Here is a 24,862-nt window from a genome sequence, read left to right as displayed (position 1 = left end):
TGAGGGAATAACAATGAATAAATTAGCATTATCAGTTTTGACTCTGGCGGTTGGTATTGGCGTTGGATATGGGGCGTCTATTTTGTTTCATGAGCAGGATTCGGCATCTGCTTCTTCTGGAAAAAAGGAGCCCTTATATTGGGTCGCTCCAATGGATCCCAATTACAAGCGAGATCAGCCTGGTAAGTCTCCAATGGGTATGGACCTTATTCCTGTCTATGAAGAAGAGTCGAAAGGAGATAAAGACTTACCGGGAACGGTGAAAATCGAATCAGCTGTCATCAATAACCTTGGTGTTAAAACAGCGAAGGTTACGCAAGGGCATCTTTCACCTCAATTCAACACGGTGGGATATGTCGGATTTGATGAAAGCCGTCTTTGGCAGTTGAACTTAAGAGTCAGCGGATGGATCGAAAAATCTAATGTGCATTCTGTTGGTGAAGTGATTAAAAAAGGCGACACATTATTCAGAATATATTCCCCGGAATTAGTGAATGCTCAAGACGAGCTTGTTAATGCGATTCGCTCTGGTCGAGATGTTATGATTCGTGGGGCAAAGGACCGATTGTTATCACTTGGTATGGATACCAGTCAGATAAGTCAGGTCTTAAAGACTGGGAAAACATCGCGACTGATTGATATCAAAGCGGTTGAAAGTGGCATTGTTGCGACACTCAATGTTCGTGAAGGCGGATACGTTACACCCAATTCAATTGCACTTAGTGCCGGACCAATCGATAAAGTTTGGGTCAACACTGAAATATTTGAAAGACAGTCAAAATGGGTTGCATCTGGGACAGAAGTCGAAATGACGCTTTCCTCCGTGCCTGGTGCGCAGTGGTCAGGTACGGTTGATTATGTCTACCCGATTATTGACAACAAAACTCGCACACAGCGGGTTCGTTTAGTCTTTGACAATAAAAATGGTGACCTAAAACCTAATATGTTCGCCAATATTGTTCTCAAACCTAAGGCTACGGAGCCCTCGTTGTTGATCCCCTCGCAATCTGTGATTCATTCCGGTTCCATGACCCGCGTTGTTTTGGATGAAGGTGAAGGCAAGTTCCGCTCGGCAAGAATTGATATTGGACGAGAAGCTAACGGAATGGTTGAGGTGTTAGAGGGACTTAATAAAGATGACTCCATTGTCACTTCAGCTCAGTTTCTTATTGACTCCGAATCCAGTCTTTCAGCCGATTTAAGCCGAATTAACGGTCGAGACGAGGCTGCAATAAATACGGTATGGGCTGTAGGTGAAATCACTAAAGTGATGCAAGGGCATCGCATGTTAACGATAAGCCACCAACCTGTTAAAGAATGGAATTGGCCAGGAATGGTGATGGATTTTTCGCTCTCCCCTCAAGTGGATTGGCAAGATGCCATGGTTGGGCAACGTATAGACTTTGAGATCGAAAAATCAGACAACGGGCAATACCAGATAGTCTCATATAAGCTTGGTGACATGGCTAGCGCGCAAAAAACGTGGGTCTCGGCCAAAGTGACAATGGTTATGCCTGACTTCGGTATGTTGACTATTGAACATCAACCCATAGCGGAATTTGGGTGGGATGTGGGAGAAATGAACTTTACGGTTAATGATCTCGACTTATCCAAATACAAGGAAGGCGATCGAATCAAGGCTGAAATCGAAAAAAATGGTTCTGAATTTACGCTAACACAGTTAAAAATGGCGGAGGACGAATAATGATAGCAGCTATTATTCGTTGGTCGGTGAATAATCGGTTTCTCGTTTTACTGGCGACGTTATTTTTAATTGCTGGTGGATTCTACAGCGTGAAAAACACGCCTGTGGATGCACTACCAGACCTTTCTGATGTCCAGGTCATTATCAAAACCAGTTATCCGGGACAGGCACCCCAAGTCGTCGAAGATCAGGTTACCTATCCGTTAACGACTGCCATGCTCGCTGTTCCAGGTGCTGAAACCGTTCGAGGCTATTCGTTCTTTGGTGACTCCTATGTTTATATCATCTTTAACGATAAAACCGATATGTATTGGGCTCGTTCGCGTGTGCTCGAATATTTGAGTCAGGTGGCACCGAAACTGCCCAATAATGCCAAGCCCACTTTGGGGCCAGATGCGACTGGTGTTGGCTGGATCTATTCTTATGTTTTACAAGATAAAACGGGGAAACATGATTTATCTGAACTACGCAGTATTCAGGATTGGTTCTTAAAGTATGAACTGCAAACGGTAGATGGTGTATCTGAAATTGCCACAGTTGGTGGGATGGTCAAACAGTATCAAGTTCAAATTGACCCAGCAAAGTTACGTGCTTATGACATTACACTGCAGCAGGTAAACCAAGCCATTAAACGTGGTAATCAGGAAACGGGTGCGTCGGTAGTCGAAGTGGCTGAAGCAGAACATATGGTAAGGACTTCGGGTTATATCTCGAATATTGAGGATCTATCCTCTGTCCCACTAAAAATGACCAAAACGGGCACACCAATACTGCTGGGAGATGTCGCTGATATTCAGCTTGGGCCGCAAATGCGCCGAGGTATCTCTGAATTGAACGGTGAAGGCGAAACCGTTGGTGGCATTATCGTGATGCGCTTTGGCGAAAATGCCAGCGCAGTCATTGATAGAGTGAAACAGAAACTTGAAACCCTCAAGCAGAGTCTTCCTGAGGGTGTTGAGGTAGTGCCAACCTATGACCGGTCAACCTTGATTAATCATGCAGTTGAAAACTTATGGCATAAATTGGCTGAAGAGTTCATCGTAGTCGCGGTCATTTGTGCGTTATTCTTGTTTCATATTCGCTCGTCATTAGTCATTGCTATCAGTCTTCCCGTTGGCATTTTGGGTGCTTTTATCATCATGCATTGGCAGGGCATTAATGCCAACATCATGTCGCTCGGTGGAATTGCAATTGCTATCGGCGCTATGGTCGATGGGGCAATCGTGATGATAGAAAATGTACACAAGCATATTGAGAGGACGCCATTAACCGATGAGAATCGTTGGCAAGTGATAACTAAGGCGGCACAAGAAGTCGGTGCGCCGTTGTTCTTCTCATTAATCATTATTACGCTCAGCTTTGTTCCTGTCTTTTCCTTGGAAGGGCAAGAAGGCAAAATGTTCTCTCCATTGGCGTTCACTAAAACGTATTCAATGGCGGTGGCTGCGGGTCTTGCGATCACCTTGGTTCCTGTTTTAATGGGATTTTTTGTTCGTGGAAAAATACTTCCTGAACATCGTAATCCCGTGAATAAGGGGCTTGTCGCCTTGTATAAGCCACTGCTTAATGCCAGTTTGCTCTATCCAAAGTCGATGCTCGCGATTGCGATTGTTTTAATGGTCACGGCCTACTATCCCGCGTCGAAACTGGGTAGTGAGTTTATTCCTCCTTTGGATGAAGGCGACATAATGTACATGCCGACAACCTATCCGGGGATCTCAATTGGTAAAGCGCGCGAACTGTTACAGCAGACAAATAAGCTTATAAAAACAGTTCCTGAAGTGAAAACCGTCTGGGGTAAAGTTGGCCGAGCCGAATCCGCGACGGATCCTGCACCTTTGACCATGATTGAAACGACCATTCAGCTCAAACCGAAATCTGAATGGCGTGACGGAGTAACGTCGGCATCTTTGCGCAAAGAGTTTGACAAGTTGGTTAAGTTCCCGGGTGTGACTAACGCTTGGGTCATGCCGATAAAAACGCGGATAGATATGCTTGCTACCGGCATTAAAACGCCCATTGGTATAAAAATAGCCGGTCCAGAGCTTTCGCAAATACAGGCAATTGGTGCCAAGTTAGAACCGATTCTCAATCAGATTGAAGGAACGGCTTCAGTTTATGCGGAAAGAGTGGCGGGTGGTCGTTATGTGACGGTGGATATAAAGCGTCGAATGGCGGCTCGTTATGGACTGAATATTGCCGATGTGCAGCAAGTTATTGCAACAGCGATTGGCGGCATGAATGTATCGGAGTCCGTTGAAGGGTTAGAGCGTTATCCGATCAATGTGCGTTATCCGCAGGAATATCGGGATTCAGTTGAAAAGCTCAAGGACTTACCACTGGTTACTTCTAACGGTGCTCGCATCCCGCTATCGGATGTTGCTGATATTCGTTATGAAGATGGACCACCCATGATAAAAACCGAAAATGCCAGACCGAATGGTTGGGTATTTGTCGATATTAATGATAGGGATCTCGGTTCGTATGTTGAGGAAGCTAAAGCTCGCGTTGCACAAGAGTTAGTGCTCCCGACTGGCTATTCAATTGCCTGGACGGGTCAGTATGAGTACTTAGAAAGAGCCAAACAGCGGTTAAATATCGTTGTTCCTATCACCCTGATTATCATCATGTTACTGCTTTATTTCAGCTTCAAACGCTGGGGGGAAGTGTTCATGATCATGGCCACGTTACCGCTCGCGATGGTGGGAGGGATCTGGTTGATGCATATCTTAAATTACAACTTTTCTGTTGCGGTTGGCGTGGGTTTTATAGCCTTGGCTGGCGTTGCCGTAGAAATCGGCGTGATTATGCTGGTGTACCTAAATCAGGCGTGGCATCACCGCAAATTAGAGGCTGTAGAAAACAATACTGAACTAACGAAACACGATTTGGAGGCGTCGATTCAGGAAGGTGCTGGGCTTCGAGTTCGCCCCGTGATGATGACAGTATCTACCGTTATCATCGGGTTGGTGCCCATTATGTACGGAACGGGAACCGGAGCAGAAGTCATGCAGCGTATAGCAGCCCCTATGATTGGAGGTATGTTGTCTGCGGTATTACTGACGTTGTTGGTGCTTCCCGCCATTTTTAAACTATGGAAAACATCAGAGCTTAAGAGATAGAACATTCACATAAGGATTTAGATAATGAAAAAACTACTGATTACACTCATGCTAACTGCGGCAAGTTCAGCGTACGCTGATACGAATCATTCACATGCAGACATGAATATGGATACCGCCAAAATGGATCATTCTGGTATGTCCATGGAAGCGACATCGGCAGTTGGTATGCCTGCCATGGGCTCAAAACCAGATAAAGTTGTTCATGTAATGTTAACGGATGATATGAAAATCAATTTCAAAAAAGACGTTGAGATTAAGAGCAATGATGTCGTTCAATTTGTCGTGATGAACATCGGCAAAATGAAGCACGAATTTGTTATCGGTTCTCCGGAGGAACAGGCTGAGCATAGAGAGATGATGAAAACCATGTCTGGGCATGATCATGACTCAGGCAATTCTGTCACTGTAGAACCGGGTAAAGCGAAGCAAATCCTATGGCATTTCCATGGAGATAAAACGGTTGAATTGTCATGTAATATCCCAGGGCATTATGAGGCTGGGATGACAAAAACGCTGCAGTTATAACCTCAACGTTTTTGAGAGCGGAGCCTGAATTGGCTCCGCTACCCTTCATTCAATAAAGGTATTTTAATCATGACCCTGAAAGTTAAGTTGTCGTCTTGTTGCAGGTGAAGGTCATAATGATTTTTTTGGCACAGGCGCTGTACGATAGTTAAACCCAGCCCATAGTGAGTATCATTGGTTCGAGACCGATCAAGTTTAAACAGTGGTGTTGTTAACTGTTGCAATATTATCTCGCTCATCTTTTCCTTTGTTGAGTTTTCAAAGTAAAGGTAAAGATTATCTCCATAGTTTTTTATAGTCACTAAAACTGAGCTTTCAGGCGACTTGTAGTAGAAAGCGTTTTCTAACAGGTTTCTAAAAATGACAGACAAGGAAAAGGAGTTGGCTTTAATCTCTAAATCAGATGCAACTTGTACATCTAACTGCGTAGTATCTAGAGCTAGCTTTTCTGCTGTTTCATGAAGTTGCTGGCAAAGATTCACCGATTCGTTGCATGAAAAATCTTCTTGCTCAAACTTTTGCAATGACAGTAAACCACTCACCAGATTTTTCATTTCACGCGCGATATCGAGGACATCCTGAGTAAATGTTTCTGCAATACGGGGATCGTCAGGGAATTTTTGGTGCACTTCGGCAAGTGTAATAATTTCAGCGATTGGTGTCTTTAGCTCATGCGCAATATCACTTGTGATCCGCTTTTCGTTCTGCATTAAATTTTGGTTGTGCGTGATGTAATGGTTGAAGGATTGGTAGATCGGATAGATTTCTTCAATGTTGGGGTCGGTCAGTAGCAGTGGTTTCAGTGGGGATTTTGTTGTTTTGATGATTTCATCATTAAGCTCTGACAGGGGTTTCAGACCATTGAGTGTAATTTTACGGGCAAAGAGGCGCACAAGAAGCAAAGTGATGATAAAGCTAAATATGAGAGCGATATCGATAGTGTAGAGGACTTTATTTAATTTCTTCTCGGAGTTATAAACGGTCAAATAGAATTCTCGATGGTCGTTTTCTGACAGCGTAAATTTAGAGAGTGTTGCAAGACCATCATCGCCATTAGGAAGCGTGACATTAATGGTGCGTGACGTATTTAACGGAATATCATACTTTATTAGCTCGACACTTTGGTTAGTTGGCAAATTATTCGATTTCTCAACTGAGCGATTATTTAGCCATACCTGATAATAAATCTCATTAATATTATCATCAGACAGAATATCGCGTTCTTCTATTAATTGGGGTTTGTTTTCATTTAGGGCGATCATCGACTTGAGAATATAGGTTTGACTCTTAATCTCATTGCTAAATTGCATTTCTGCCCAATCGTCTAAATTAATATCAATCAATAGGAATAGGATGGATAAAATGCCGATTAATGCGAGTGAGATGAGATTGATGAGTCTTTTTTTAATCGACTTTTGTTTTGCCATACTTAAATCTCTAGAATGTAGCCATGTCCTCGTTTGTGTGCGAGAGGAAAGTCTCCGCCATGACTTTTTATTTTCTTACGAATAGACGAGATATGAACCTGTAACGTATTTTTTGATACATACTCAAAATTTCCAGCAACAGCGTTTGTGAGCGTATCTAAATCAATGACTTTATTCGGGCTTCTGAACAAGAACTCTATGATTTTATACTCTGACAACGTTAACTTTATCTCGGTATCTTTGTAGTAAAACTCTTTTGTCATCAAATTTAAACTAAAATCAGCAACGGTTAAACTGTTATCAAAGTTAAAGCTATTTTCTCTGCGTAATAATGCCAGTATTCGTGCGTGGAGCTCATCAAATTCGAATGGTTTTGCCAGATAATCATCAGCGCCCAGCATTAAGCCTTTCACTTTATCTTCCGTCTCCATTTTGGCCGATAAAATCAAAATTTTACTATTGTTGCTCTGCTTGCGTAATTTATCCAGAATCGTAAGCCCATCCAAACGCGGCAGCATAATGTCTAAAATAATAAGATCGTAGTGATTCTGCTGCGCTATTTGTAGTCCAGTGAGACCATCTGCAGCATCTTCAACCGTAAACCCCAAATTACTTAATCCAATGGACAACGAACGTCGTAGAGAATTTGAATCTTCGATTATTAATAGGTTCATATCACTCGCCTAACTATTACTACGCCAATATGACCCAATTGGATTATTTTAGTTCCGAGATGCTCATCAATAAACAGAATGAACTGATGATGCTATACACACGGGAAATAGTGATTGACTTAATAAATATTAGGACTAAATGGAAATATGGATAAAAGCAAACTATAACTTTGTAACTAACTGAATTTATTGCAGGCGTTAGCTAATTAATGAACATTAAAAACAAGTTGTTAATTTCGAGCTCTCTCATTACGATTTTCTTCGTTTCAATCAGTTGTATTGCACTGGGCTATATTATCATTCAGGAAACCGATACGCTGTTAAAACAGGATACAGAGAACCGATTGCTTGCCAGTCGTAATGAAACCACGCATCGGGTGACGAGTTATTTTGAAACGATAAAGTCAGACGTTATTATGTTGGCCGATACTCCTTCGGTAAAAGAAGCAATGCCGTTATTCACAAAGGCATTTTTTGCACAGAATGACACGGTGCAAAACGTTGAGCCGCTAAAAACATACTACAACAATGAGTTTCAAAAGGTTTTTAAAGAGAAAAATCCCGACACGGCGTCGCCTGTAGACAGTATTTTCAATCAACTTGATGAGCGTGCGAAGTACTTTCAATCTCGATACATTGCGACCAACCCAGCACCTTTAGGTAGCAAAGATGAAACCGATAGTATGGGGACCGATACAGCGTACGACCGCTTGCATGCCGAGTATCACCCATTTTTGCGTCACTTTCTCAAAGAGTTTGGTTTTTACGATATTTTTCTGGTCGATGCTCAATCCGGAAAAATTGTGTATTCAGTGTACAAAGAGCTCGATTACGCAACCTCTCTTAAAACGGGGCCTTACGCAGACTCCGGTATTGCCAGAGCGTTTAATCAGGCTCTCACGATCAAAGCTGGAAGCGAGGCGTTCCTAACCGATTTCAACCCTTACATGCCTTCCTACAACGCAGAAGCGTCATTTGTTTCAACACCTATAACGGACGACGCAGGAAAGACGACTGGCGTACTGATTTTCCAGATGCCGGTAGATAAGTTAAACACCATCATGACGCATAACCGAGATTGGAAAAACTCGGGCTATGGTGATTCCGGTGAAACGTATTTAGTTGGACAAGATTACACTATGCGTTCCGATGGTCGTTTCTTAATCGAAGATAAACAGAATTACATTCAGGCACTTAAAGATTCAAATGTCGATAAACATATCATTGATGAAATTCTAGCGCGTGATACAACAATGGGCCTCCAGCGAGTTGAATCTAAGGGAGCAAAAGCGGCTTTAAGTGGTAAAGAGGGCTTTGACCTATTCCCAGATTATCGGGGTATCAACGTCTTTTCTTCTTATCAGCCGATAAAAATTGATGATATAGACTGGGCTATTTTAAGTGAGATTGACGAAAGCGAAGCGCTTCAAATGATCTCTACCATCAAGCAGCATACGGTCACTTCATTGATTGTGCTGTTGATTATTTCTGCCGTGGTCAGTTTGCTTATTATTTGGCTGATCGCAAAGTCCATTGTCAAACCCTTAGAAGACATGTTGATAACAGTGAAGTCCCTTTCTGGTGGGGAAGGCGATTTACGTATTCGCCTCAATGTTAAGGGCAAAGACGAACTGGCGAGTTTAGCAACAGGGTTTAACTCGTTTATCGAATTCCTTGATGGTACATTCTCACGTCTGCTCGGTTCGATTGTTCGAATGAAGCCAATATCAGAAGATGTAAAGGACATCAATAACGCGCTGAATAAGCATTCAAATGACACCAAACTGCAATACGATACGGTGCGGGACCGTCTGAACATGATTTTAGATAATAGTCGCACGGTGGGGACAACTCTGGCAGACATCAAGCAGACGAGTAACAGTGCGGTCAAGCGTGTTGCTGCCGGGCGTGATGCGGTTACCTCTACGGTCAAAGAGATGAACGTGCTTGAAAGAGAAATCGATGATGTATCGAGTGCGGTCGGTAAGCTAAAACAGGATTCCGACGAAATTAGCAGAATCGTAGACGTGATTAATGAGATAGCCGAGCAGACTAACTTGTTGGCACTGAATGCATCAATAGAAGCTGCGCGTGCTGGTGAAGCAGGACGCGGATTTGCGGTCGTTGCCGATGAAGTAAGGGCGCTAGCAGGAAGAACACGTACATCGACAGACGATGTGTCTAAAATGGTAAATGCGATCAGTACCAGCACATCAAGTGTTGAAAAAGTGATGCAAGAGGGACTTAAATCGACCCAACAATGCTCTGAGAGGGTGACTGAAACTCAGCAAAGTTGGGGAGAGATTGAAGAAGTCATGGTGAATATCGAAAACCACGTGCACAACATAAGCGAGACGATCTCAGATCAGCTTGGGAACCTTGAAAGTCTCTCAGAAAATTTTACAACCATGGATATAAACTTTGCTGAAACACAAAATGCGATCGATCTGTGTAATCGTATCAGTGAAGATATCACGAAAATGGGTGCACAATTGCGAGGCTTGACTGACCAGTTTGACGTGACTGATGATGATCATTCTGACCAACGAAGAAGTAAGTTCCGTGCAGCGGAATAAATAACTATTGCTAACTAATTGAGCCACAGTAAATTTAACCGTTTACTGTGGTTTTTTTTAGCGGTAGTGTGGGGTGACATTGTAGATACGAAAGGACTTTGTGTGACCCATCCCAACATTCCATTTCAGTCTATTGACTGGAGCTCAATACCTAAGACAACCCATCCCGGCGAGACTGGCGTGGCTTACTGGCAGACACTGCAATTCGATGGACTAAGAATTCGCATTGTGGAGTATTCTCCAGGCTATGTGGCTGATCATTGGTGCCAAAAAGGACACATTGTGCATTGTCTTGAAGGGGAGGTGACGAATGAACAGGAAAATGGTTCATCCTCAGTATTAACCCCTGGAATGTCTTACGTTGTATCTGATGATCTCAGCTCTCATCGCTCAGTCACCCAAAAAGGTGTGAAACTGATGATCATTGATGGTGACTTTCTCAGATTAAAATAGGCTTTTATGTTTATCGCACTGTACGAATTTAAAATTAAGCCTGGCTCTGCTGACGTTTTTCGCTCGGCTTGGCTAGAGGTGACCAAAGCCATTTATCAACACTGCAGAAGTTATGGCTCAAGGCTGCACTTTTCCCAAGAGCCAGATACATTGGTCGGCTACGCACAGTGGCCGAGTAAAGCTCAATGGGAGAAAGTGCATCAGATCGATGATCCGACTTATCATGACGCTAGAGCCAAAATGCTTGATTGCCTCATTGAGTCGAAAACCGTCTATGAACTTGACGTCTGCGATGACTATTTACAGCCGTCAACCTGCTAAGCGTTGCCTATTGTTTTGCTTGGCTTGAGCGTTACTTTTTGGCTCAAAATGCGTAAACGCTGGGTGTTCGTTATCGATTGCTTTATGTAATGAGACTTTCGCTTCAAAGTCACTATCGATCTGTTTACATAGACGATCCGCTTCATGTTGGATCGTATTTATGTAGGTATCTTTACCCACAATCGTTAGCGCGTTAGCCATACTTTCAGCGTAAGACTGTACTAACGATGTGGCGAATTGCTTACTGTGAATGCCTTTCTTAATCTCGTCTTGTCGAACGTCTGCATAATGGCGTAGCGATGCTAGCAGTTGGTCAATCATTATTCTGTCTCCTGCATCAACAGAATCCCCAGCATAAGGTAGGGGGTTCTTAAGAGTTATTAACTGACCTTAGATTTTATGCAATTCGTATTCCATTCTCGTTTTATCTCCATTATTTCTGGCATAACTGATTGTTAATACGTTAATTAATAACTCCAATGATTCGGGTTCATATTGGATATGAGCGGATTCATGTCAAAATAACAGCATATTATTGCCGCATTTCTATTGCCTTAAGTATGGTTCAATCTGCCGCGAAAGCCCGAAAACCATTGGGTAATATGAAAAAATGTGCTAGTTAAGAAAGCAAATGTAGATTTGCTGTGAGAGATTCTCTACTATTTACCTGATAAGAAAAGGAAATCTGAGGAATTCTGAGTGACTGAAAGTGAAAAGCAACCCATTTCCAGGGATATTCGAAAAGATCCAGGGATCGAACGAATGTTGGAACGTATGCCAAAATCGGTTCAGTCTAGCTTTACGGATGAACAGTTGATGCATATTCGAAACGCTGTGGGAGCACGTAACTGGGGAAACCATTCGGTCGATTGTCGTGGTGTCGTTTCGGTGCCAATGAGCAGTTGGCGCTACTACTTTGTATTTCTGGTGGGTAGAAACCGACGTAGATTAAGCGACACGGAAAAACAGCTGTCCTTGTGGATGGGAGCGTTGTTCACCTTGGCGATTTTGAGCTTGTTCACTTTAGCGGTTATCTTAGTGTTATACCTGCTTAAATCCGCGCTAGGAATTGATATCTTTCCCAACTTTTCTTTTGGAATCTGGACTTGGTTTAAACACAACGTGTTCTGAACCCAATAAAAAACGGCGCAGAGGCGCCGTTTTTATATTTCAATCATGAATCTAGGTTATTAAACACCTGCGCGCTTAAGTAAGCCAGCCATCAATGCTGAGCTACTTTTAACCTGTTTAGATTTTTTCAATAGAGTGTTTGCCAGGTTGTTGTCACCAATGTTTTTCGCGATATGAATCATTGAGTGATAGAAAGTGCCAGCCGTTTTAGCGCCACCGTTTTGTTGCAGCGGGGCAAGAAGTTTTGTCATTGCTGAGCCAGTCATTCCCTGTTTTGTCGCATAGGCTTCAACGGAGTCAAGTAGTCTGTCCAGATCTACCATCGCATCGTTACTTTCTGCGCCCATTTTTTTCATTTCTTTCATGTTACGTCTGCGAATTTGGGCAATCACAAACTTAGGTTTGTTGATTTTTTTATAACCCCAATAACCGGCCGCAACTACTAAAATTATTCCACCAATAGAATAGCCCCAACCAGAGTTTAGTGTCTCTAGTACGGTTTGAATTACACTTTGGGTGTTGTTTACATTTGTCGAAACATCAGACATTAATTATTCCCGCCTTTACTTGGAATAGAAAAACATTCATCGATAAAATACATTGTCTTCACGTTACCGTAATTGCGGTGTGTCAGAATTTTGCAAATTAGTGATGACGTACTTGTTCTATTTGTGGGGGCAAATCTACAAAAAACCAACCCAAATGGCAAATAAAGTCTCAATCAACTTAAGTGGGGCAACCATAATGCCAACTGGGGAATCGCACAAAGTATCAGAGCAGCGATGCACATCAAAAAGAAGAAGGGCAATGACGCTTTGGCAACGTGGCCAATCTTTTCTCCGGTAAGCCCCTGAAGCACAAATAGATTGAAACCCACCGGTGGTGTAATTTGCCCAAGCTCAACCATAATGACAAGAAACACCCCAAACCAGAGTGGATCAAATCCCGCCTGAAGAACGATCGGTAACGTAATCGGTAAACTCATTACCGTTATTGAAATACCGTCGAGAAAAAGCCCCAAAATAATGTAGAACAAGGCTAGTGCGCACAGAAGTAAAGCCGGAGTGAGATGCAATTGTCCGATCCAGGTTGCCAGTTCAGTGGGTAGGTGGAGATATCCCATAGCGGTGGATAGTAATGCCGCGCTGATCATAATGCTGCATACCATCGTTGAACTTTGTACTGTGGATATTAACGCTTCTCTTATCATGTTTAGGTTTAACTGCTTTTCTAGTATTAGCAGAATCAGGGTAGCAAAAACGCCTACAGCCGCTGCTTCTGAGGGAGTCGCTATACCCGTGTAAATAGCGCCTAAGACAACCACTATCAGAGTCAATACAGGTAGGAGATAGCGTAGGCTACCCAGCAAGGTCACCTCGCTTTTCACTTCTTGCGGGACTAAGTGGGGTTGAGACCATGTCCGCAGCATCAGATAGCCTGAGTATAATGCCGCGATGAGGATACCCGGTAGTATTCCCGCCATAAACAGTTTGCTGATGGATACTTCGGCCTGAATGCCATAGACAATCATAACGATAGACGGAGGAATAAGGAGTCCCAGACTTCCGGCTCCGGCGAGTGAACCAATGGAGAGTGAACGGTCATAGCCCCGTTTTTTTAGCTCGGCAGTGGTTATCTTGCCTATGGTGGCGGTTGTCGCTGAGCTTGAGCCGCTGACGGCTGCAAATAAAGCGCAACCAAACACGTTGGTATGGAGAATTCCTCCGGGGATAAGACGAGTCCAGGGCTCCAGTCCTTTAAAAAGTCTATCGGAGATATCCGAGCGAAAAATGAGCTCTCCCATCAAAATGAAGAGAGGAATCGCGGCTAATTCCCACGAGTTTCCGGCCCGAAAAAGAATGCGGCTTAATATCGTCCCTGCTCGATGGGCGCTCATATCACCGAATAAAACAAGTGAGCCGAAAGAGACGACAGCTAACCCAGCAAAGACCCAAATGCCGGAACCGAGGACAATAAAAAGTAATCCGACAACGCCAAGTGATGTATAGATCAGATCCATTATTACTCTCCTGAGTAGGCGCCGGTTACTGGCGGCTGACGATAAATGAGGAGTGACAGAATGCGTACTGTGAGTGTCAGACACAAAATAGACAGTCCAACCAATACTAATCCCTGGGGAATCCACAGCGGTGTGGCAGCTAATGATTGGCTGGTTGTATGGCGAATAAAGTTACGAGTGACGGTGATGGACCAGTAGTAGGCGATCCAAGAAAAGAAACACAATGTAAGCAGGGAAGCGAACAGGTCCAATAGCCATTGATAAGCGGATCCGATTTTATCGCGTAGAATATTGACCTGAATAAGCGCGTTTCGTTCTAAACTGTAGCCGAGCGCGAGGAATGTCATCGCTGCGACAGCATATCCAACAAATTCATCGAGAACGAAGGTTGAATGGCCAAACATCCTGAGTCCAATTTCTAAAATGATGTGGCACAACATGTAGATGATAAGAAGTATTGCCAGCGAACCGGCAATACGATTGATACCCGCAGAGAGAAACATTAGTAATTTCATTGCTCTGCTCCTTACATTTTTTGTTGTTCGAACTCATCCATGATGGTTTTGCCCACATCGCCGGTCTCTTTTAACCAGTCACTTAATGCGGGTTTAGCCGAAGTCTGTAGATTATCCATGAAGGGTTTTGGTAAATCGGTCAGAATCGTCACCTTATTCTGTTTGAGTTCCTTATAGTTATCTGCCACTCGAGTACGGACTGTTTTCCAGTTGTGCTCATCAGTGAGTTTCGCAGCTTCTAAGATCGCGGCTTGCTGTTTTTCATCCAGAGCGTCAAACTCATCCTTGTTCATATGCACCATATTCAACGGGATAGCGTACTGAATGGCACTGTATGAATTGAGCTGTTCCCAGAAGCGAGCACTTGCTCCGGCATCGGCTGAGGTTAAAACGGCATTAATTCCTCCCGTTGATAACTGTGGGACCACATCGGCCCAAGAGAGGTTGACCGGAGCTGCTCCGGCATTTTTAAACGTCAGAGTGCCATTTTTGTCATAGGTACGGATTTTTAGCCCATCCAGTTCCTGCTTGGTTTCGACCTCGGACTTAGACCAAATGCCGCTGGCAGGCCATGGCGATGCATAAAGAAGAATTTCATTGTTATCGGTAAATACTTTTTCGTAATAGGGCTTGGCAATTTTATAAAGCAGCTGTGCTTCATCTTCATTTTTAACAATGAATGGCAACGAAGAGAGTAAAAATATTGGATTTATGCCAGCCATCGTTCCCGCAAGGGTATCGGCAAGAGGGACGGCATTGTCAGAAACCGCGTAAAAGTGGTCTGCAGATTTAAAGCCCAGCGATCCACCTGTGTGCAGTGTGATGTCGACACTCCCAGCCGTAAGTTCTTTCACTTTATCTATAAAATACATGTCACCTTGAGCATGAATTGATTGGGTGTTGTATTCGTTAGAAAAGTCGAGACTGACTTTGGCATGAGCCGTGGACAAGAGGGAGCCCGATAGAAGTAATACTGATAATAGTTGTTTGGCAAACATCCGCGTCTTCCTTTTTTGATTATCCTCGAATCAGTCTAAAAGGAAGAGAAGGTGTGACGTATCTCAGTACGACGTTTGGAATGGTTAAAACGACAGCACTGGAATAAACCAGTGCTGTCATAGGTGTGTTTAGCGCTTATTTTTGACCAAGTTGTTTTAGCAGCGCTTCAGCTACCGCTTCCGAACTTGCTGGATTCTGGCCTGTGATCAATTTGCCATCTTCAACGATAAAAGTTCCCCAATCTGGTCCTTTTTGGTAGTCAGCACCCTGAGCGATAAAGGTATCTTCAATGAGAAACGGCACAACATCCGTAAGTTGAACGCCTGCTTCTTCACCGTTGGTAAAGCCGGTCACTTTTCTACCTTTGACGAAATGTTCGCCAGATGCCGATTTTACATTAACTAAAACGCCTGGCGCATGGCAAACAAAGCCAATGGTTTTATCTGCAGCAGCAAAGCTTTCAATCAATGCAATAGAATCTTCTGAGTTTGCTAAATCCCACAACGGACCATGTCCGCCAGGGTAGAATACGGCGTCAAACTCGCTCTCTTTGATTGTTGCGAGTTGTACCGTATTGGCTAACACACTTTGAGCTGCTGAGTCGCTGTTAAAACGACGTGTGTAATCAGTTTGAAAGTCTTCTAGCTCACTTTTAGGATCTAGAGGTGGCTGACCGCCTTTTGGCGAAGCCAGTGTCACTTCTGCACCACTATCTATAAAGGTATAATAAGGGGCGGCAAACTCTTCGAGCCAAAAACCCGTTTTTTCGCCTGTTGTGCCTAAGTCTTCATGTGACGTTAAGACCATTAAAATCTTCATAATTTTTCCTTTCTACGTTGAGATATAGAAATCATCCAATTGAAATTAGTTATTGAGAAAAGCTTCCAGCATTTCTATATTGTCTTTGTATGGTGCTCTTAAGCGTAGGTTGGATAGTCCTTCTTCGCTTTGTATAACCACTGGTTTTGCATGTGTAAACTGTCTAAATCCGTGGATGCCGTGGTAAGCACCAATACCAGATGCTCCAACACCACCGAATGGAAGAGCATCAATTGAGGCATGTGTCATGACATCATTAATCACCAGTGCACCGGAAGTCGTACAGTGAGCGAAGCGTTCTTGACGTTCACTGTTATCGCCAAAAAAGTAGGCGGCTAATGGACGTGGACGTTCATTGATGTAGTTCAGGTACTCTTCACTCGTCGAATACGTTTTGATAGGGAGTAAAGGCCCAAAAAGTTCTTCCTGCATAACACCCATATCATCAGTTACATTGAGGATAAGATGGGGCGCAATCTTGCGCGTGTTTTCATCGTATGCGGGTTCATTTTCTACCAGTTTGACCACACGAGCACCCTTATTAATGGCGTCTTCAAGTAAGCCCACTAAGCGGTTGAAGTGCCGCTGGCTAATAATGGAAGTGTAGTCATCATTCGTCTGGACGGAACCAAAGCTGCTTGCGACAAACGCTTTGGCCGCTGAAATAAATTCGTCTTCTTTACCTTCTGGCAGCAATACGTAGTCGGGTGACAAACAAATCTGACCAACGTTAAACGTTTTGATGGTCATCGTGCGCTCAGCGGCTTGTTGGATATTCGCTGATGAATCAATCACCACTGGTGATTTACCGCCCAGCTCTAACGTCACGGGTACCAAATTCTCAGCCGCCGCTTTCATGACATGTTTACCTACCTGAGTACTTCCGGTAAACACAAGATGATTAAACGGTAATTCGCTGAAGTGACGACCCACTTCATCATCGCCAAGCATGACGGTGAGTTCCGTTGGCGCAAAATAACGTTCGATAAGCGAAGCTAATAATGCAGACGTCTTTGGGGTCAATTCTGACGGTTTTAAGATCGCGGTATTACCTGCAGCAAATATTCCCGCAAGTGGACCGAAAGATAGGTTAATTGGAAAGTTCCAAGGACTAATTACCCCAACAACGCCAATAGGCTGCTGTTGAATCCATGCTTGTAGACCATTAGGCAGATTCTCGACATGATCCGGTTTCATCCACGTTGCTACATTATCATGAGCGTGTTGCAGCATATTGACTGTGGTAGCCATGTCAGCAACCAGTGATTGATAATGGCTGCGATGACCGAAGTCAGCACTCATTGCGTCACTCAGTTGTTGGTAATTTTCTTTAATGAGTTTGATTGAACGTTGCAGACGATCCTGACGGACACTGACGTCAACCGCCCCTGTTGATATATGATCTTTTTGCATTGCTTTCAAAGTCGAAAGCATTTCATTTTTTGTCGGCTGACTGGTCATAAATAACTCCAACGTTTTTATTGTTCTGTTTTCTGTTGCCAACAAGATTAACGTATTGTGGTAATCGAACGCTAACAAAGGTATTTTAGGTAAGGTATAAAAAAATTTATGGGGTGGTTATGTCCTTAAATCGGCTTAGAACTTTTGTAGAAGTGTATCGTCAGCGCTCTATTAGTGCGGCAGCACGCAATTTGAATCTGACACAGCCTGCGGTATCTCAGCATATTGCAGGATTAGAAGTCGCAGTGGGGAGAAAATTGTTTACGCGTGAGGCCAATGGCGTGGCACCTACGAAAGCGGCAGAAGAGTTGGCTTTGGATATCGGAGACAAACTGGACGCCGCTGAATCAGCATTATCAATGGCTAGGTCACGTTCGATGGACATGGAAGGCGTGATTCAAATCATTGGTCATGCGGACTTTCTTGCAGAAGTCGTAACGCCAAGGTTGGTTCCGCTTTTAAAATCCGACATTCGCGTCAGAGCACACTCTGGAGATGGCGGACTGGTGCACAACATGTTGGTTGAAGGACATTGTGATTTGGGCTTTACCGCGCATCCGGTCACGGATAAACGTTTAAGGAGCGAACTTATGATGAGTTCACAAGTTTGGGCAGTTTCTGCGCCTGAAGTTGTTGATAGACTTGAGAAAAGTGCCCAGTTCGCAAAAGCGTTGATGTCTGAACCGATGCTAACGTATAACCTTGAATTGTCGGTGATGCAGCAATGGCTAAGCAAAAACAAGATTGAGTTAACCAATAACGCACCGGCGTTCGTTAGTCAGGATTTGAGGGCGATGAGAACGCTGCTTAAAACCGGATTCGGTTGGTCAGTTTTACCTGAATATTTGTGTGCCGAACAGATAGCTAAAGGGGAATTAGCGAGAATACCGGCGCCAATTTCGGACACGCAACTTAACTATTATATGGCGTGGGCACCGAGTGCTATGCGTCAGCCAAGAGTTGTACACGCAAAGCAAATTTTATTGGATGTGATGGCGTAGTTCGGAAGATCTGATTAAGTCAGATCTTCCATTATACTATTAATGATTTTGAGTATTCAGCTCTGCCTGCTGACGGCGTACAGCTTTTATTTTACCAATAGCTGAAATGCCATGAATAATCAATAAAGTAGAGATGAAAAAGGCAATGACTTCCAGACCCGCTTTGAGGCTATGTAGGTGAAATACATCGTTATCATTGAGATTCTGAATATAGAATGCTGCGCATAATGCGGTACCCAGAGCAATTGCTGTCTGCTGTAGGGTTGTCATAAACGCGCTACCTATTCCGGCAAACTGCGCTGGAATATCGGCTAAACCAATTCGTAGTGAACTGTTGACAGCAAACGCGTTGCCGACACCAATGATCAGCATAGGAACTAACAGTGTCCAGGAGGTCAATGTTTCCGCGTGTTGATTTATCTGGCTAAACAGTAGTACATAACCTGCTAAATTGATGACCGAACCCACGATGATAACGGCGGTAAAGCCCAGATTGGTAAACCATTTCGCTATACGGCCTACGTAAAGTGATGCAACAAAGTATGATATTCCTAAGCCAATAAATGCATTGCCAGACGCAAACGATGAAAGATGAAAGCCGGATTGGAGTGTCAGCGCAACCACAAACATATAGCCACCGTAAGAGGCAACTTGTAATGTTAAGCTCACGCAGCCAAGAATCACTTTGGGTCTGGTTAAAAGCGTTGGTGGCATCAATGGCGATTGTTGTTTATGTTCTTTCTTACCCTCAATATTCCATAGCAAAAGAGCCAAAGGCAGAGAGCTAATCAGCAGAACCCAGATAATCCAACTCCAGCCCAGATCTGGACCTGCAGAAATAGACACTAAAATTAATGTCACCACCGTGCCCAATAGTAAGGTTCCTGACCAATCAAGCGATAAGCTGCTTTCTTCTTTGGTCTCGGGTATCCATTTCTGCCCGAAATAGAGGATGAAGGCACAAATCGGTAGATTGATATAAAATACGCTGCGCCAACCTAAGCCAAATAAGTCAGCAGAGACTAGCCAGCCACCTAATATTTGGCCGATGATAAATGACAATCCACCCACAGAACCATAGATACCAATCGCTTTGGAATGCCTTTCGCCGCTTAGTGTGACATGGATGGTAGCAAGGATCTGTGGCATCAGCATGGCTGCTGCAATGCCTTGTAAAACACGTGCAGCGATGAGTAGGTAAATGCTGGGAGCAAGCCCGCAGATAAACGAGGTAACGGCAAAGCTGGCTATCCCCGTTAGAAAGAGCTTTTTTCGTCCGAACCGATCACCTAGACGTCCACTCATTGCCAGACTGACCGCAAAAGAGAGGCCGTAAAGGGAAACGATCAGTCCGAGTTGAGTTTTGTTGGCATCCAGAGACACACTAATTGCATCCAAGGCGACGTTAACGATGGAAAAATCCATCTGTGGCATAAGTTGACCTGCAACCAGTAGGATCAATCCGGCGGCGGAGAGACGATTTGAAGAAGATAAATTGGTTTTCATTTAAAACACCAGATTTCACAAGATGGTAGTATTATGGCTCTTAAATTAGAGGTGTACTAGAAACTGCTCAGACACGTACTGGTAGTATCAGGATAACGGGAATGACGACTAAAATACTCAATCAAAACGAACGACTTGGCGAATTTCTAAGGCTGAAACGTAACAGTATTGCACCAGAAACGCTAGGACTGATGAAACCGGCCCGTTCCAGAACTCCGGGTCTGAGAAGAGAAGATATTGCTGAAATGGCCAATATCAGTACTGTTTGGTACTCGAAACTTGAGCGCGGAAAGGCCGAGCGGGTATCACGTAATGTGATTCTGGCGATCGCAAAATCAATGCGTTGTGATGATAGCGAAACACGTTATTTACTGCAGTTATCGGGTCATACTGATATGACTAAGCAGCCACAGGTCTCACATAGTGTTGCTAAAGAGGTTGAGGTATTGCTTAATTCTCTCAACCCTCTTCCTGCGATATTAACCAACGATTTTCGCGATATTCTTGCTACTAACTCTGCATTTGAAGCGATGGTAGGGCTTAATTTAAATGAACTTCCTGAACAACAGCGCAACATCATCTGGTTGATGTCACATAATAAGCAGTGGCAGGTTTGGCTGAAAGCGGATAATCCAGCCGGACTAACAGACTGTATGACCAATTCAGCCGCTCGAATACGTGCTGCGATGGTGACCAGAGCAAGTGACAAAGAGTGGCAGGAAAGACTCGATTCACTGATTAGTGAATGCCCTTTATTCGAGCAAATTTGGTCAGGACATGGTGTTAGGGCTAAAGAGGAGCTTGAGCGGGAGTATCATCACCATTCTTTGGGCCCAATTCGAATGAGCAAACAGTATTGGGCGAATTGTTCGGGAAACGCGTACGGTCAGCTACTGGTGTATATTCCCCTTGATGACAATGATAAGACCCGTTTAATGGCGCTTTGATAGTGCATTTTGGCATGGGTCATCGTTTTTGATAAACTTTTACCCATGAAGTCATTTGTTGCCGCAGGACTTGGGATTTATGTTTTATAAAAATCTGAAAAACAAAAATCTGTTGATTGCGGTGATACTTGGCATTCTATTCTTTAGTTCGAGTGTGCTGGCCTCCTATCAGCATCGAATTGATTTATCTCCTTCGACAAAAACCACTACGCTTAACTGCGAAAATAGTATCTGTTCAGGTAAGCAGCATATGACGTGTCATATGTCTTGTTGCTCTATTTCTGCGTTATTTGCTAAAACGTTAGTGCGTGATACGAATATGAGTCTTGAACTGCAGAGTAAAGATACGCCCGTTTTTGCGTATAAGTTTAGTGACTACTCGCATATCATCAATCCACCAACTCGCCCCCCAATTCTTTAATTTTAAGACCTTAATGTCGTTCAAATTTTAAGTAATCTTATTGGTTCATATAAATTGTGAGGTATTGTTGTGAGTGAATATAACCACCGTGTTGGTGTGAGAGAAAAGTTTCTGGTTAAGCGGCGTCTTAAAATAGATCAGCGTAACTCTGGAGAGGAAGGCGTTCAATCTGCGATAGAAGCGCTCGACGTTATGTTTGGGTTAGATGACGTAAGTTATGTTATGAAAAAACAAACCATCGAGGTTGCTTACGATGTTGGTCATCTTTCTCTTGCGGAAATCAGACAAACGCTGAGTGAGCAAGCAGTAAAAGAAAATCGCGGTCTACTCAACCGTATTAGGTTGAGTTATTACCAGTATCTCGATCAAAATATTCGTGACAATATGGCCCAAGAGCCATGGAGTTGTCACATGTCTTCGCCGTCTGGGAATAAAAAGGGGCGCTAATATTAATAAGCATTTAGTGACGGCGTCACTAAATGCTTATTTGTTGTTCTGCGATTTCTTTTGCTAATTGGACGGATTTGGTAATCAGTAACCTTGCTGGTTGATTGATATATGAAATAGTAAATTGTAGCGGACTGGGCACCCAGTCGAGATGTAACTCTTTTAGCTGATTGGAGGTAAGCTGTTCTCGGATAACTTCTCTTGGTAACGTTGCAATCCCAACACCACTTTCAACTAACCCTATCATGGCCGACAGTGAACTGGACGTGTAGTACCGGACATCACTTTTTCTTTCGGTTTTGAAATGACGATAGATATCCTGAAAGGGTAATGTATTGCGGGCATAGGTAATGATCGGCCATTCAGAAAACGGATGCGACTTATCCTCAATCAATAAGTCTGGATTCACGATCCAGTGCAACGGATAGCTGCTAATAGGGATATTAATCACCTCTGGAGCAGTGATAGGGCCCATCAGTATCGCGATATCAATACTGCGGTTGAGGAGTTCTTTACTTAAATTCACCGTAGCATCAACAATGAGCTCGACTTCTACAGCGGGATATTCCTCGTGAATAAGAGACAAAAACTCTGGCATCCAAGTGTGGACTAACGTTTCGGATATTCCGATACGCAGTAAGCCTGACATTGCATGGTTTGTATCGGCTCTGAATTTTAATTCCTCGGTCTGAGCCAGAATGTTCTCGACGAATGGCAGCAGTTCTTGTCCTTTCTCGGTCAGCGTTATATTGGCATTGTCCCGATAAAATAGCGCTGCACCTAGAGACTTCTCCAGATTTGATATTCGCGTAGAAATCGCTGGTTGAGTGGTGCATAGATGCTCGGCTGCAAGGCGAAAGCTCTTGAGGTTGGCAATCCAGACAAAGGTTTCTAATTGTTTTAAATTCATAGTGCGATACTAATTTATCCAACTCATAAATTATTTTTATCAGAATAGGTAAAAATTTACAAATAGACATTATTGCTCTTTCAAACGTATCTTGAATGAATAATCGATACCAAGGAGCGGTTGTATGTCTCGTGATCTTTCCTCGCTCTCTCTATCTGAGTTGCGACAACTTATTCGTTCCAACCAACATACTGGGCCAACCAGCGGGTTGGCAAAAGGTTACTTACAGGCAAATCTCGCTATTATGCCTGCCGATTGGGCTACTGATTTCTTGCTGTTTTGTCAGCGTAACCCTGTCGCATGTCCACTCATCGGCATGACGGATCCCGGCTCCAAATACCTTCCTGAAATAGGTGCAGAAATTGATATCAGCACCGATGTTCCTGAGTTTCATATATTTCGTGATGGGAAATTCGAACAGTCGGTAAATGACCTGAATGAACATTGGCGTGATGACCTTGTGACATTTGTATTAGGCTGCTCATTCTCCTTTGAAGACGCGCTGCAGCAAACGGGTTTAAAAGTAAGGAATATTGAGCAAAATACCAATGTTTCAATGTACGATACGTCGATTGCCTGCAAACCGGCTGGTCGGTTCAGTGGAAATTACGTTGTTTCAATGCGTCCTTTTATCCCTAGCGACGCAATTCGCGCGATTCAGGTTACCAGTCGTTTTCCGATGGCCCACGGCGCGCCAATTCATTTTGGTGATCCCGCTTTAATTGGAATCAAGGATATTTCTCAGCCGCAGTATGGCGAGCCTGTTTCGATCTATGAAAATGAAGTGCCAGTATTTTGGGCCTGCGGTGTCACACCGCAAAATGTTATCCGAAATAGTAAACCACCATTTTGTATCACTCATGCACCCGGAAAAATGTTGATCACCAACCGACTCAATAATGAATACGCCTTTTTATAAAAGTTCACCATCAGATAGCTGCTGCTCAGCGTATTTTTGTGCATTATCTGCAGCGAATTTAGCTATCTGTGACACCAAATGGTCTTTAGGGTCATTTAAGTAAGAAGCTGTAAATTGAAGGTCAGAAAGTTTCCAACCCGGGTCAAAGGTTTTTATTTTTCCAGCCTTGACCAAGGGACGAGCTAAACAGACAGGAACAATTCCTACGCCAATACCTGATGAGACCATTTCGAGGCTCGTAGACAGGGTTGTCGAGGAGAATATCTGACCAGTATCGCCATAGCGCTCAAGGAGTTCGGACATTAATTCCTGATATGGGCGTGATAGACGAGGAAAGGAAATGATTGGGTACGATTGGATATCACAGACATCAATGGATGATGCGCAGTACCATGCAAGTTCAAAGGGCGGGAGCATCAGGTTCTCGACATTTCCCTCAGGTAACGGGCCCATTAACACGACCATATCCATTTGTTTATTAAGCAAAAGTTCTCTCAAGTTGTGCGAGACGTCAACGGACAGTTCAACGACTAACTTGGGATATGTTTTGCGTATGTCAGCTAAGAACCCAGACAACCAGGACCGAGCAATAGTTTCTGCGACACCAATCCTTAACACACCCACGACCTCGTCTGTCGGGGTTAAATCTGTTTTTATCTGGGCAATATTCGCCTCAATTTTTTCGGCATGGGCCATGAGCAACAGGCCTTCTTTTGTTGGTGTTACCCCCGATTTTTGTCTGTTCAGCAAAAGTACGCCGAGTTCTTCTTCTAAAGTAGTAATACGCGTTGAAATCGCAGGTTGGGTGATATTCATCTCAAGTGCAGCTTTACGAATGCCGCCAAGTTTTACAACACGTAAAAATGTTTTTAACTGTTCGAAGGTCATCTTACTTCCTTGTTTTACGCCGGGCATAAGGTGATAAATTGAATTTATAATATCAGAAAAAAAATGATGATT

The 24,862-nt window shown here is 43.6% G+C and carries 24 protein-coding genes; 12 read left to right on the top strand and 12 right to left on the bottom strand.

Annotated elements, in window-relative coordinates:
* Nucleotides 1-13 precede the first annotated feature (13 nt).
* The 3 genes from EES38_RS12920 to copI are packed head-to-tail and all read left to right on the top strand — an operon-like array spanning nt 14 to nt 5,355.
* Nucleotides 14-1,705, top strand: coding sequence for a copper-binding protein (locus tag EES38_RS12920; RefSeq protein ID WP_124937622.1), 1,692 nt, complete (start codon nt 14-16; stop codon nt 1,703-1,705).
* Nucleotides 1,705-4,827 (top strand): efflux RND transporter permease subunit, encoded by a 3,123-nt coding sequence (locus EES38_RS12915; protein WP_124937621.1) that lies wholly within the window; start codon nt 1,705-1,707, stop codon nt 4,825-4,827. Before EES38_RS12920 ends, EES38_RS12915 begins: the two co-directional genes overlap by 1 nt.
* A 24-nt stretch (nt 4,828-4,851) precedes the next feature.
* A complete protein-coding gene (gene copI / locus EES38_RS12910) occupies nt 4,852-5,355 on the top strand; it encodes a copper-resistant cuproprotein CopI (RefSeq protein ID WP_124937620.1) in 504 nt (167 codons plus the stop codon).
* A gap of 38 nt (nt 5,356-5,393) precedes the next feature.
* Here the strand turns inward: copI and EES38_RS12905 are convergent, their stop codons facing one another.
* Together EES38_RS12905 and EES38_RS12900 are read right to left on the bottom strand one after the other, a co-directional pair.
* Entirely contained in the window at nt 5,394-6,782 is a 1,389-nt protein-coding gene (locus EES38_RS12905) for an ATP-binding protein (RefSeq protein ID WP_124937619.1), read from the bottom strand.
* 2 nt (nt 6,783-6,784) lie between these two features.
* Complete coding sequence (locus EES38_RS12900; protein WP_124937618.1) at nt 6,785-7,456, bottom strand: response regulator transcription factor; 672 nt, start codon at nt 7,454-7,456, stop codon at nt 6,785-6,787.
* A 209-nt stretch (nt 7,457-7,665) separates the two neighbouring features.
* Here EES38_RS12900 and EES38_RS12895 point away from each other — a divergent pair, with 209 nt between their 5' ends.
* From EES38_RS12895 to EES38_RS12885, 3 genes are all read left to right on the top strand, one after another.
* Nucleotides 7,666-10,032, top strand: a complete 2,367-nt coding sequence (locus tag EES38_RS12895) for a methyl-accepting chemotaxis protein (RefSeq protein ID WP_124937617.1) — start codon at nt 7,666-7,668, stop codon at nt 10,030-10,032.
* A 102-nt stretch (nt 10,033-10,134) separates the two neighbouring features.
* Nucleotides 10,135-10,485, top strand: coding sequence for a DHCW motif cupin fold protein (locus EES38_RS12890; RefSeq protein WP_124937616.1), 351 nt, complete (start codon nt 10,135-10,137; stop codon nt 10,483-10,485).
* Nucleotides 10,486-10,491: 6 nt separating this feature from the next.
* Nucleotides 10,492-10,806, top strand: coding sequence for a putative quinol monooxygenase (locus EES38_RS12885; RefSeq protein WP_124937615.1), 315 nt, complete (start codon nt 10,492-10,494; stop codon nt 10,804-10,806).
* Here the strand turns inward: EES38_RS12885 and EES38_RS12880 are convergent.
* Nucleotides 10,795-11,127, bottom strand: a complete 333-nt coding sequence (locus EES38_RS12880; protein WP_124937614.1) for a hypothetical protein — start codon at nt 11,125-11,127, stop codon at nt 10,795-10,797. The genes EES38_RS12885 and EES38_RS12880 overlap by 12 nt on opposite strands.
* A gap of 378 nt (nt 11,128-11,505) precedes the next feature.
* Here EES38_RS12880 and EES38_RS12875 point away from each other — a divergent pair, with 378 nt between their 5' ends.
* Nucleotides 11,506-11,937, top strand: a complete 432-nt coding sequence (locus EES38_RS12875) for a hypothetical protein (protein WP_208020442.1) — start codon at nt 11,506-11,508, stop codon at nt 11,935-11,937.
* A gap of 59 nt (nt 11,938-11,996) precedes the next feature.
* Here EES38_RS12875 and EES38_RS12870 read toward each other — a convergent pair whose 3' ends face one another.
* The 6 genes from EES38_RS12870 to EES38_RS12845 all read right to left on the bottom strand — a co-directional run bounded on the left by EES38_RS12870 (nt 11,997) and on the right by EES38_RS12845 (nt 17,751).
* Nucleotides 11,997-12,485, bottom strand: coding sequence for a hypothetical protein (locus EES38_RS12870; RefSeq protein WP_124937613.1), 489 nt, complete (start codon nt 12,483-12,485; stop codon nt 11,997-11,999).
* A 173-nt stretch (nt 12,486-12,658) separates the two neighbouring features.
* On the bottom strand, nt 12,659-13,957 hold the full coding sequence (locus tag EES38_RS12865; RefSeq protein ID WP_124937612.1) for a TRAP transporter large permease: 1,299 nt from the start codon (nt 13,955-13,957) through the stop codon (nt 12,659-12,661).
* 2 nt (nt 13,958-13,959) lie between these two features.
* Nucleotides 13,960-14,472 carry a TRAP transporter small permease gene (locus tag EES38_RS12860; protein ID WP_124937611.1) on the bottom strand — a complete coding sequence of 171 codons (513 nt, stop codon included), beginning with the start codon at nt 14,470-14,472 and terminating at the stop codon, nt 13,960-13,962.
* An 11-nt stretch (nt 14,473-14,483) separates the two neighbouring features.
* Nucleotides 14,484-15,470 carry a TRAP transporter substrate-binding protein gene (locus tag EES38_RS12855; RefSeq protein WP_124937610.1) on the bottom strand — a complete coding sequence of 329 codons (987 nt, stop codon included), beginning with the start codon at nt 15,468-15,470 and terminating at the stop codon, nt 14,484-14,486.
* Nucleotides 15,471-15,606: 136 nt separating this feature from the next.
* Nucleotides 15,607-16,290, bottom strand: a complete 684-nt coding sequence (locus EES38_RS12850) for a type 1 glutamine amidotransferase domain-containing protein (RefSeq protein ID WP_124937609.1) — start codon at nt 16,288-16,290, stop codon at nt 15,607-15,609.
* A 45-nt stretch (nt 16,291-16,335) separates the two neighbouring features.
* Nucleotides 16,336-17,751, bottom strand: coding sequence for a coniferyl aldehyde dehydrogenase (locus tag EES38_RS12845; protein ID WP_124937608.1), 1,416 nt, complete (start codon nt 17,749-17,751; stop codon nt 16,336-16,338).
* Between the two features lie 119 nt (nt 17,752-17,870).
* Between EES38_RS12845 and EES38_RS12840 the strand changes: the two genes are divergently transcribed.
* Nucleotides 17,871-18,752, top strand: coding sequence for a LysR family transcriptional regulator (locus tag EES38_RS12840; protein ID WP_124937607.1), 882 nt, complete (start codon nt 17,871-17,873; stop codon nt 18,750-18,752).
* A gap of 39 nt (nt 18,753-18,791) precedes the next feature.
* On the opposite strand, the gene EES38_RS12835 is transcribed toward EES38_RS12840, so the two are convergent.
* Nucleotides 18,792-20,258 carry an MFS transporter gene (locus EES38_RS12835; protein WP_124937606.1) on the bottom strand — a complete coding sequence of 489 codons (1,467 nt, stop codon included), beginning with the start codon at nt 20,256-20,258 and terminating at the stop codon, nt 18,792-18,794.
* A gap of 101 nt (nt 20,259-20,359) precedes the next feature.
* Here EES38_RS12835 and EES38_RS12830 point away from each other — a divergent pair, with 101 nt between their 5' ends.
* The 3 genes from EES38_RS12830 to EES38_RS12820 all read left to right on the top strand — a co-directional run bounded on the left by EES38_RS12830 (nt 20,360) and on the right by EES38_RS12820 (nt 22,073).
* The gene (locus tag EES38_RS12830; RefSeq protein ID WP_124937605.1) at nt 20,360-21,205 is read left to right on the top strand and encodes a helix-turn-helix transcriptional regulator; all 846 of its coding nucleotides are present in this window, start codon (nt 20,360-20,362) and stop codon (nt 21,203-21,205) included.
* Nucleotides 21,206-21,284: 79 nt separating this feature from the next.
* Nucleotides 21,285-21,626, top strand: a complete 342-nt coding sequence (locus EES38_RS12825; protein ID WP_124937604.1) for a hypothetical protein — start codon at nt 21,285-21,287, stop codon at nt 21,624-21,626.
* Nucleotides 21,627-21,695: 69 nt separating this feature from the next.
* Nucleotides 21,696-22,073: a hypothetical protein gene (locus EES38_RS12820; protein WP_124937603.1), complete on the top strand. Its 378-nt coding sequence runs from the start codon at nt 21,696-21,698 to the stop codon at nt 22,071-22,073.
* 28 nt (nt 22,074-22,101) lie between these two features.
* On the opposite strand, the gene EES38_RS12815 is transcribed toward EES38_RS12820, so the two are convergent.
* Nucleotides 22,102-22,983, bottom strand: coding sequence for a LysR family transcriptional regulator (locus EES38_RS12815; protein WP_124937602.1), 882 nt, complete (start codon nt 22,981-22,983; stop codon nt 22,102-22,104).
* A gap of 124 nt (nt 22,984-23,107) precedes the next feature.
* Here EES38_RS12815 and EES38_RS12810 point away from each other — a divergent pair, with 124 nt between their 5' ends.
* Nucleotides 23,108-23,902 (top strand): putative hydro-lyase, encoded by a 795-nt coding sequence (locus EES38_RS12810; RefSeq protein WP_124937601.1) that lies wholly within the window; start codon nt 23,108-23,110, stop codon nt 23,900-23,902.
* Here EES38_RS12810 and EES38_RS12805 read toward each other — a convergent pair.
* Nucleotides 23,897-24,790, bottom strand: a complete 894-nt coding sequence (locus EES38_RS12805; RefSeq protein WP_166434259.1) for a LysR family transcriptional regulator — start codon at nt 24,788-24,790, stop codon at nt 23,897-23,899. The genes EES38_RS12810 and EES38_RS12805 overlap by 6 nt on opposite strands.
* Between the last annotated feature and the right edge of the window lie 72 nt (nt 24,791-24,862).

The sequence above is a fragment of the Vibrio viridaestus genome, assembly GCF_003856525.1.
GTDB classification, from domain to species: Bacteria; Pseudomonadota; Gammaproteobacteria; order Enterobacterales; family Vibrionaceae; genus Vibrio; species Vibrio viridaestus.
Note: the sequence above shows the minus strand (reverse complement) of the source record. Positions and strands in the feature narration are given on the sequence as shown.

Bases quoted from the DNA above. Each gene is read 5' to 3' on its own strand.
- EES38_RS12900 (WP_124937618.1), bottom strand. From the start codon at position 7,456: ATGAACCTATTAATAATCGAAGATTCAAATTCTCTACGACGTTCGTTG.
- EES38_RS12830 (WP_124937605.1), top strand. From the start codon at position 20,360: ATGACGACTAAAATACTCAATCAAAACGAACGACTTGGCGAATTTCTA.
- EES38_RS12880 (WP_124937614.1), bottom strand. From the start codon at position 11,127: ATGATTGACCAACTGCTAGCATCGCTACGCCATTATGCAGACGTTCGA.
- EES38_RS12920 (WP_124937622.1), top strand. From the start codon at position 14: ATGAATAAATTAGCATTATCAGTTTTGACTCTGGCGGTTGGTATTGGC.
- EES38_RS12895 (WP_124937617.1), top strand. From the start codon at position 7,666: ATGAACATTAAAAACAAGTTGTTAATTTCGAGCTCTCTCATTACGATT.
- EES38_RS12805 (WP_166434259.1), bottom strand. From the start codon at position 24,790: ATGACCTTCGAACAGTTAAAAACATTTTTACGTGTTGTAAAACTTGGC.
- EES38_RS12850 (WP_124937609.1), bottom strand. From the start codon at position 16,290: ATGAAGATTTTAATGGTCTTAACGTCACATGAAGACTTAGGCACAACA.
- EES38_RS12865 (WP_124937612.1), bottom strand. From the start codon at position 13,957: ATGGATCTGATCTATACATCACTTGGCGTTGTCGGATTACTTTTTATT.
- EES38_RS12855 (WP_124937610.1), bottom strand. From the start codon at position 15,470: ATGTTTGCCAAACAACTATTATCAGTATTACTTCTATCGGGCTCCCTC.
- EES38_RS12840 (WP_124937607.1), top strand. From the start codon at position 17,871: ATGTCCTTAAATCGGCTTAGAACTTTTGTAGAAGTGTATCGTCAGCGC.
- EES38_RS12845 (WP_124937608.1), bottom strand. From the start codon at position 17,751: ATGACCAGTCAGCCGACAAAAAATGAAATGCTTTCGACTTTGAAAGCA.
- EES38_RS12860 (WP_124937611.1), bottom strand. From the start codon at position 14,472: ATGAAATTACTAATGTTTCTCTCTGCGGGTATCAATCGTATTGCCGGT.
- copI (WP_124937620.1), top strand. From the start codon at position 4,852: ATGAAAAAACTACTGATTACACTCATGCTAACTGCGGCAAGTTCAGCG.
- EES38_RS12885 (WP_124937615.1), top strand. From the start codon at position 10,492: ATGTTTATCGCACTGTACGAATTTAAAATTAAGCCTGGCTCTGCTGAC.
- EES38_RS12870 (WP_124937613.1), bottom strand. From the start codon at position 12,485: ATGTCTGATGTTTCGACAAATGTAAACAACACCCAAAGTGTAATTCAA.
- EES38_RS12810 (WP_124937601.1), top strand. From the start codon at position 23,108: ATGTCTCGTGATCTTTCCTCGCTCTCTCTATCTGAGTTGCGACAACTT.
- EES38_RS12825 (WP_124937604.1), top strand. From the start codon at position 21,285: ATGTTTTATAAAAATCTGAAAAACAAAAATCTGTTGATTGCGGTGATA.
- EES38_RS12905 (WP_124937619.1), bottom strand. From the start codon at position 6,782: ATGGCAAAACAAAAGTCGATTAAAAAAAGACTCATCAATCTCATCTCA.
- EES38_RS12915 (WP_124937621.1), top strand. From the start codon at position 1,705: ATGATAGCAGCTATTATTCGTTGGTCGGTGAATAATCGGTTTCTCGTT.
- EES38_RS12815 (WP_124937602.1), bottom strand. From the start codon at position 22,983: ATGAATTTAAAACAATTAGAAACCTTTGTCTGGATTGCCAACCTCAAG.
- EES38_RS12835 (WP_124937606.1), bottom strand. From the start codon at position 20,258: ATGAAAACCAATTTATCTTCTTCAAATCGTCTCTCCGCCGCCGGATTG.